This is a genomic window from Micromonospora sp. DT4 (assembly GCF_049841675.1).
Lineage (GTDB): Bacteria > Actinomycetota > Actinomycetes > Mycobacteriales > Micromonosporaceae > Micromonospora.
Genome location: NZ_JBNCKT010000079.1, coordinates 20,589 through 27,268, shown reverse-complemented (window position 1 = coordinate 27,268; position 6,680 = coordinate 20,589). Strand labels below are relative to the sequence as shown.

Annotated in this window: 5 protein-coding genes; 3 read left to right on the top strand and 2 right to left on the bottom strand. The window is 66.9% G+C overall.

Going from position 1 to position 6,680, the window contains the following annotated elements; all coding sequences use genetic code 11:
* On the top strand, positions 1–2,446 hold a 2,446-nt coding region (locus tag ACLQ24_RS20745), incomplete at its 5' end, for a hypothetical protein (RefSeq protein WP_425893370.1).
* Positions 2,447–2,696: 250 nt separating this feature from the next.
* Here the strand turns inward: ACLQ24_RS20745 and ACLQ24_RS20740 are convergent.
* The gene (locus tag ACLQ24_RS20740; protein ID WP_425893369.1) at positions 2,697–3,515 is read right to left on the bottom strand and encodes an MOSC domain-containing protein; all 819 of its coding nucleotides are present in this window, start codon (positions 3,513–3,515) and stop codon (positions 2,697–2,699) included.
* Positions 3,516–3,722: 207 nt separating this feature from the next.
* On the opposite strand from ACLQ24_RS20740, the gene ACLQ24_RS20735 reads away from it, so the two are divergent.
* Entirely contained in the window at positions 3,723–4,799 is a 1,077-nt protein-coding gene (locus ACLQ24_RS20735) for an LCP family protein (protein WP_425893368.1), read from the top strand.
* Here the strand turns inward: ACLQ24_RS20735 and ACLQ24_RS20730 are convergent.
* On the bottom strand, positions 4,739–5,692 hold the full coding sequence (locus tag ACLQ24_RS20730; RefSeq protein ID WP_425893367.1) for a sugar transferase: 954 nt from the start codon (positions 5,690–5,692) through the stop codon (positions 4,739–4,741). The genes ACLQ24_RS20735 and ACLQ24_RS20730 overlap by 61 nt on opposite strands.
* Before the next feature lie 127 nt (positions 5,693–5,819).
* Here ACLQ24_RS20730 and ACLQ24_RS20725 point away from each other — a divergent pair, with 127 nt between their 5' ends.
* Positions 5,820–6,671 carry a MurR/RpiR family transcriptional regulator gene (locus tag ACLQ24_RS20725; RefSeq protein WP_425893366.1) on the top strand — a complete coding sequence of 284 codons (852 nt, stop codon included), beginning with the start codon at positions 5,820–5,822 and terminating at the stop codon, positions 6,669–6,671.
* Positions 6,672–6,680 lie beyond the last annotated feature (9 nt).

The window sequence follows — 6,680 nt, the reverse complement described above, 5'->3', positions numbered from 1 at the left end:
ACCGTACTCCCGACAAGGTGACAAGTCGCGCGAACAAGGTGACAAGTCGCACAAATATTTCACACCGGGCGAGCGTGCCGACGCCATCAACACGTGGGTAGCGAAAGACTCCACCAATCGCCGGAACACAGTCCCCACAAACGACGACACTGTGACGGTCGGAGAAAAGACATACCCGATCGGCAGGATTTTCGAGAGCCTGACACGAGCTGGGAGTTGCCAATACGATGAAGATATTGCCGAAGCCCTAAAGAAAAACGGATACACCGTCAAACGTGACGGCGGACATATGCATATCGTCAAGTTTCGGAGAATGAAAGACGAGAAGGCGAGAGACTTCCTCGCCATCTACGAGGACTGGATTGACCAGAAAAACGGAAATGGTGAACTCCTTAACATCGGAAAGATGCCCGAGTGGAAGCTAGAGCTTCCCAATCCGCGAAAGCCGGGCGAGATGTTCCAGTTCGGCAGCTTCATGCAGAGGCTCAAGCGAATTGGGCATAGCGATGATGAAGCAGGCACAATGGCCGCGCTGCTGGAAAAAGGCGGCTTCACAGTCATACGCCGAAATAATGATGATAAAACGAGATTCGATGGGTTGGAGGTGCCTAGAGCGGAGCCATCCGAACCCCGAAAGCTAACGCCCAGGCAGGAAAAGGACTCTCAGGAGCGGATCAAGGCGGTCAAGCTTTGGGTGGCTAAAGACCGTGGAAACTCTGGCAAAATTCCTCTCAGGAGGGAGACGGTGGAAGGCGGGGGGGAGGTTCACAAAGTCGGCCAGATGTTTATTACGTTGCGGAGGGATGGATATCTGTTCCATGAGGGTTTATTCGAAGCTCTGCGCAAGGCGGGTTTCAAACCGGAACGCACCAGCGACAGCAGAATAATACTCCCCAGAGACAAGAGCGCGCTTGTCTCCGTCGATAAGCGGATAGATAACGTCAAGGACCTTCTCTCCGCTTATGACGCCTGGCTCAAGGGTGCGCCGGGAGCGACCGCTCCACGGGATGCTCAGATCAATCCCCCGGGAACGATCCCTCCACTGGGAACTACGATCACGCTCTCGGGAAGAACTAAAGCTACTGACATCGGTAAGTCGATGGACAATCTCGTCAGACGGGGGATGTCAGATCCGACGGGGAAGATCGCCGAACTTCTGCAAGCCAGTGGACTACAGACGGACATTCAGAACAAAAAGGTTTTTGTAGTTCGCCCGGAGGAATTGCCCGCCTCCACGGTGGCGCGGGTCCCCGCCTCCACGGTGGCGCCGGTGCCCGCCTCCACGGTGGCGCCGGTGTCCGCCGCGACGCAGAAGAATGCCAACGCGGCTGCGGGCATCACGCAGGACATGAATTGGGAAAACCCGTCTGGCTCTGGTGTGCCGGCGGTGAGTGAGTCTGTCATCCTGCCGCCGGGTGTCGAGCAGGATGCGGGCTATCCGGGCCTGTGCTGGGTGGGTGCCGCGCCGACGGGGTGGGATCAGACCGACCGGCTGCGAAGATGGGGTAGCCAGGTGGCCAGGGCCGCGGTGAAGGCTCCGGTCATTGTGCTGCGCTCCGCCATGGACGATCAGAGGCGGGCAGCGGATCTGCGAAACCTGCGGCGTCTGGTGCAGCAGTTCGCGTTGAAAAAGCAGCCACAGCCCATGGTCATCGCCGACGACTACACCACCTCGGAACCACTCAAGCAGATGTCGCACACCTACGGCTTCAGCATCCTGCATCGCGCCACGGACAGCGCCACGACCACCACCCCCACCGCGACCACCACCCACACCGCGAACCTGGACACCGTGTGGCGAATCACCAACAGTCACGGCGTCACCGAGAACATTGGCCAAAAGCTCACCCCAACCGTGCTCCAAAAAGCGGCTTCCGCCCGCGTCGCACGCACGAGCCCGGCGACACCCGCGCTCGCCGAACTCCTACTCGCCCACGACCGGAAAGCGACACTTCAACTCCTGACCAAGCACCGCGCCGACCTGCACACCCCAGACGTCCTCAGCGAGCTCGACACCATCATCACGAACACCAAGGAAGACCCCTGGTTCAGCAAAACCAGACCACTGCTCGGCGAACTCGGCGCCGCCGGGCACGCCCCCCTCGTCCTGGACTACCAAGAACAGCAAACCCCCCAGAAACGCAACCTGATCCTGCTCAACAAGCAGGGCCGCACCATCCCCGTCGACCAACGCGTCGCGCTCATCCGCGACTCCGGACACTCCACCAAGGGCGCCGCAACCGCCATGCACGCGGTCAACATCATGTTCACCCAGGGCACAGCCGCCGCCCAGCAACACATCAAGGAACACTCCACCGACCTCAACACCAACGAACGACAAAACTGGATCGACGCCATCACCGACCTCGCACGCCAACACCCCACCGAACAACACCAATTCCTAGAACTCGGCAAAGAGATCCTCAACTGCGGAAATGTTTCATAAACCCATGGGGCTACGTAGCTTTCCGTGTGTGGCCTGGGCATGGTCCACGCCACGGCGACGACGAGGACATTGAAAAGGCGGCGGATCTCGGCGATGATCAACACGATGACCTCCGGGCCGGCATGGGGGTTTGCCGCGTGATACAGATCTTCAATGGTTAGGTTGAATCGGGGACGAGGGTCAGGCAGGGCCCCGGAGTAGAGTCCGCGAATGTCCGGTTTGATCGGGTGACGGGCGCGGCCCTGGCCGGTCAGGGTTCGATGACGACCGGGTCGCCGACGCACAACGGGCCACCGTCGACGGGCACCACGCTCAGTCCGAAGAGGAGCATCTGACGGACGTTGCGGTAGCGGCCGAGCGTGCGTAGCGGCTCCTTCGCACGTACCCCGGTCTCCTGGTCGGTGGTGGTGACCACGCAGCGGTCGCGCGGCCCGGCGGCGCGCAGCCGCACGTCGCCGATGCGCAGCGACCGGCCCGCCCAGCCGTCCTCGGTCCAGGCCGGCGCGCCGTCGACGACGAGGTTGGGCCGGAATCGCGTCATCGGCACCGGCTCCTCCCCCGCGTCGACGAGCCAGCCGTTGAGGGCGTCGAGGGAGGCGGTGTTGGTCAACAGCAGCGGGTAGGCGTCGGCGAAGCTGACCTGGTCGCCGGTGTCGTACTCGCGCTCGGCGGCGGCCAGGTGTCGCGTCGGGCTGGCCAACCAGACCAACCGGACGGGCCGGCCGAGGAGCGCGCCGAGCCAGGCGTCGGCCGCCAGGCCGGCGGGCAGCGCGGGGACCGGGGTCGTCCGGCTGCGGAAGGTCCGCACCGACACCGGGTCGCCGTCGGCCGGCTCCGGCACGTCGAGGTCGGGCCGCCCGTCGGCGCGCAGCGTCAGGCCGCCCGGGCGCATGCTGGCCCGCAGACCGACGAGGCGGGTCGTCTCCCGCTGGGTGACGCCGACGCCGTCGGCGTCCACCACCATCCAGCGCCGGTCGCCGGCCAAGCCCCACGGCTGCACGAACGCGCCGTCGTGGTCGAGCCGGTGACAACCCTTGACGGGGTACGTGTGGATCGAGGTCAGCCGCACCTGGCTACCATGACACGCCGATGCTGCCGCCGGGTACCAGTGGTCTGCGGGGCTATCTCGCTGGGCGGGAACCGTCGGTCCGTGTGGGACCTTGGCGTCGTGGCGGGCGACCCGGGCAAACGCTTGGGAATGGTGGCCACCGGCGCGAGACGGATACGGCCGCACGAGGGTACGCGGCGCGGAACCGGCTTCAGTAGCATCGCGCCCATGCCACATCGTGAACAGACCTCGGACTCCGGGACGGAACCGACGAGCGCCGCCGCCGCTGCGGAGTCCACAGAGGAACCAACGCCGGATGGTCGGCGGCGCCGTCGCCGGTGGGGGCGGATCGTCCTGATCTGCCTGCTGGTGCTGGTGGTGCTGGGCGCCGGTGGTGTGGTGGCCGGCGGGCTCTACCTGCGGTCGGTCGAGTCGGACATCGAACGGGTCGACGCCTTCGGCGGCGTGCCGGAGGAGTCGCGCCCCCAGCCGGTCGTCACGGGCGCCACGAACATCATGATCCTGGGTAGCGACTCGCGTGACCCGGAGCGGACGAGCGGGTCGCGCACCGACACGATCATCGTCGCCCATCTGCCGAAGGACCGGTCGAGCGCACAGCTGATCTCGATTCCGCGGGACACCTGGGTGCCGGTGCCCAAGTCGAAGGACGGCAACCACGGCGGGCGGGACGCGAAGATCAACGCCGCCTACGCGTGGGGTGGGATTCCGCTCATGGTGCAGACCGTAGAGTCGTTCACCGGGGTCCGGGTGGACCACGTGACCGTGATCGACTTTGCGGGTTTCAAGGAGATCATCGATGCGCTGGGCGGCATCGACATCGACTCCGAGAAGACCTTCACCTCGATCCACGAGCCGTTCCACACGTTCAAGCAGGGTGTGCAGCGGATGGACGGCGAGACCGCGTTGGACTACTCACGTCAGCGCAAGCAGTTCGCGGACGGTGACTTCGCCCGGATCCGCCACCAGCAGCAGGTGATCCGCGCGATCATCGACAAGGCGTCGTCCGGTGGCATCATCACCAACCCCGTCAAGCTCAACGACTTCCTCAAGGCCACCTCGAACTCCGTCTCGGTGGACAACGACCTGTCCCTGCTGGATATGGCGACGCAACTGCGCGGGGTCCGGGGCGGCAACATGACGTTCCTGACCAGTCCCACCAAGGGCACCGGCCAGGTCGGCTCGGAGAGCGTAGTGTTCGCCGACAAGGCACGGGTGAAGACGTTCTACGACGCGGTCCGGCGGGACTCCGTCAGCGAGATCGTCAGCCTCGGCAGCAAGAAGTAGGGTGGACGACGGGTGGTGGCCGCGAGGCCGCCACCCGTCGCCGCAGGGCAGGGGAAGCGGCGGATCAGTACGCGCCCCGGCGGGCCAGCACGACGCTGACCGTCTTCCAGAGGTTGAGGCAGCTCGTCCAGTGAGAGCGCCCGCAGGTGCCGGCCGATCGGAGTGACCCGAGGATCATCCTTGATCTTGAAGAGGAGTCCGTCGCTCTCGTTCCGCTCGCGCAGGGCCGCCAGTCGTTCCTCCGCGTCGATGTATATGGTTCGGGTCCTCGTCGCCGGTGACCGCCCAGACGGGGGCTCCGGCGGCGGCGGCGATACCAACCCAGAGGCCGGTACGGCGCGGAGGTGGCGGTGACGGCTTGACCCTCCGGACCGGGGCGGTGGACGGGTCGCCGGATGACGGTCGGTCGTCCGGGAGCACGGGGTCCATGGTGGACGCCTCCGCGCCGGCACCGGAGACCGGCTGGGGCACCCCGGAGACCGGCTGCGGCAGCCCGGAGACCGGTTGGGCCGGCCCGGCCTGCTGGGGCACGGGAGGGTTCGCGGGCCGGTGGCCGACGGCACATTTGGCCCGGTCACGTCCGGGACCGGCTGGTAGTCCACGCCCAGCGCACGGAAGAGCTTCTCCGCGCCCGGTCCCGCCTCGGCCGGGTAGGCGACCCACGGCGCGGCGGCGCCGAAGTCGGCGTAGGCGAAGGTCTGACCGCCCTGCGTCTGCGCGAGGGCGTTGGCAGTGGCGGAGAACGCCTCCCGCCAGGCGGGCGTGGCCGCCACGGCGGCGTCCAGGACAGCCACCGTCACCAGCCGGCCCTGCCCGCCGATGGCCGCCCACGCCTTCCCCACCTGGCTTCCGCCCAGCACATGGGTGAACCTGTACGGGCCATTCGGCTGCATCCGCATTCCTCCGCTCAACCGCCGTGCGGACACTACCGAGAGCGCACCAGGCGGCTCGCCTCCGGTGCGAAGGGAAGCCGTCCCGGGACGGTTGCCCTGTGAAAGTTTTTATGCATAGAGTCGCAGAGTGAATGACAGAGCTGCCGAGGCGACGGCCGAGCAGGTCCTCGACCTGTTCGACGGGGTACGGCTCACCCCCACGCAGCGCCGGATCGCGCACTGTCTCGTGCAGCACGCGCCGACGGTGGCGTACCTCTCCGCCGCGGAGGTCGCCGAGCTGGCCGGGGTCAGCCAGCCCTCGGTCACCCGGTTCGCCGTCGCGCTCGGCCACGACGGCTACCCGGCGCTGCGCCGCCGGCTACGGGACCTCACCACCACTACGCCGGGCGAGCCTGCGGACGCCGCCAACGAGCTCCAGCAGGCGGTACGCGCCGAGATGGGCAACCTGGACCGGCTGGCCGGCCAGCTCGCCGACACCGACCGGATCGCCGAGACCGGCCGGCTGCTCGCGGCCAGCCGACCGCTGCCGGTGCTGGGCCTGCGTGCCGCCGCGCCGCTGGCCGCGTACTTCGCCTACTTCGCCGCCAAGGTCCACCCGGACGTGCGGGTGTTCAACGACGGCGGCAGCCTGCTCACCGACCGTCTGGAGCAGGCCGCCGAGTCCGGGGCGTCCGCCGTGCTCGCCTTCGTGCTGCCCCGCTACCCCCGGGAGACCCTGGACGCCCTGGGCGAGGCGCGTGCCGCCGGGCTGACCGTCGTGGCGATCACCGACTCGCCGGTCAGCCCGGCCACCGAACACGCCGACGTGGTGCTGCCGGCGGCCGTCGGCGCGCAGCTCGTCTTCGACCTGCACACCGCCCCGATGACCCTGGCGATGGTCCTGTTGCAGGCGATCTGCGACGCCGCGCCGGCCGACACCCAGCGCCGCCTGGAGGCGTTCGAAGCCTCCGCGGCCCGCCGACAGTTGTTCCTCGGATGACCGGAGGAG

What these genes read in the sequence shown, in the direction of transcription:
- ACLQ24_RS20730 (WP_425893367.1), bottom strand. Translation starts at nt 5,692, where the DNA reads ATGCAGCCGAATGGCCCGTACAGGTTCACCCATGTGCTGGGCGGAAGC.
- ACLQ24_RS20735 (WP_425893368.1), top strand. Translation starts at nt 3,723, where the DNA reads ATGCCACATCGTGAACAGACCTCGGACTCCGGGACGGAACCGACGAGC.